A 1417-nucleotide genomic window follows, 5' to 3' on the forward strand; every position below is an offset into this window, starting at 1 on the left:
TTCCTGCGCTACTTCAACCCGGTGGGCGCGCACCCGAGCGGGCGCATCGGCGAGGACCCGCGCGGCGTGCCGAACAACCTGATGCCGTACGTCGCGCAGGTGGCGGTCGGCCAGCGCGAGTTCCTGCAGGTGTTCGGCGACGACTACGAGACGCCCGACGGCACCGGCGTGCGCGACTACATCCACGTGATGGACCTGGCCGACGGGCATGTGGCGGCGCTGCGCTTCCTGCTGGAGCAGCAGCGCTCGCTGACGGTGAACCTGGGCACCGGCCGCGGCTACAGCGTGCTGGAGGTCGTGAAGGCCTTCGAGCGGGCGAGCGGCAAGCCGGTGCCGTACCGCATCGCGCCGCGGCGGCCGGGGGATGTGGCGGCCTGCTATGCGGATCCGGCCTTGGCGCGCGAGCTGCTCGGCTGGTCGGCAACGCGCGGCATCGATGCGATGTGCGCGGATGCGTGGCGATGGCAGAGCGGGAATCCGCGCGGGTTCGCGTAGCCCGGGTGACAACCCGGGACCCGGATTGGCATCCGGGCTACTTGAAGCGCTCTGTCAACCGCCGCCCGATCGCAGCCACCAGCTGCCGCCGCGCCGCCTCGCGCGAGAATGTGTGATCCGCCTCGTCGATGAACTGCAGCGCGAGGTCGCCGGTCTTCAAGGCCCGCCGCGCCGTCTGCCGCGCGCCGTCCTGCAGCATGTCCCAGCCCGGGTCGTTGGACGACACGAACAGCGCCACCTGCTGCTTCGCCGCGAACAGCTGGCGCAGCTGCCGCGACAGCAGCGGCCCGCGCGACGGGAACAGCAGCTCGTTGAGCGCGCTGACCCGCGACATCACCTGCTTGCGCAGGTGCGACAGCACCACGCCGCCGAGGTAGACCAGGTTCACCTGCCCGCGCAGCAGCTTCTTCCAGCTGTCGAGCCGGCGCATCGTGCCCTTGTAGTGCGCCACCGCCGAGAAGTGCTGCGTGTCCACCGCATCGCCCTCGACCCAGCGCCAGGTCAACGGGTTGATCAGCACCAGCTCGCTGACCAGCGCCGGCTCGACCAGCCCGGTCTGGAACGCGGTGTACGCGCCGGAGCACAGCCCCATCAGCACGAAACTGCGCACGCCGTAGCGCTCGCGCAGGCTGTGCAGGATCTGCCGCGCATCGGGCACCRCGCTGTCGGGGTACGGGTGGTTCTCGCGCCCGGTGCCGCGCTGCACGCTGTCGCCCAGGCCTTCGAGGTCGCAGCGCACCGTCGGGAAGCCGAGCGCGGCGAACTCGCGCGCGAGCGTCACGTACAGCCGGTTCGGCCCGACGTGGTGCACGGTGCCGGAGTTGAACAGCACGATCATCGGCCGCGCCGAACTGGAGCCACCGGCGTCGGCGCCATCGGCCTGCACATGCAGCCCGAACAGCTGCCCTTCGCTGCCGAGCGC

At 71.1% G+C, this 1417-nt stretch carries 2 protein-coding genes; one reads left to right on the forward strand and one right to left on the reverse strand.

Going from position 1 to position 1417, the window contains the following annotated elements; genetic code table 11:
- Positions 1 to 495 (forward strand): NAD-dependent epimerase/dehydratase family protein (locus tag AC1D01_RS34565; protein ID WP_477874009.1); only part of this gene is annotated, 495 nt, incomplete at its 5' end.
- A 37-nt stretch (positions 496 to 532) separates the two neighbouring features.
- Here AC1D01_RS34565 and AC1D01_RS34570 read toward each other — a convergent pair.
- Positions 533 to 1417: alpha/beta fold hydrolase (locus AC1D01_RS34570; protein WP_477874011.1), on the reverse strand; the 885-nt coding region annotated here is incomplete at its 5' end.

It is taken from the genome of Rhizobacter sp. P3_B12, assembly GCF_056402895.1.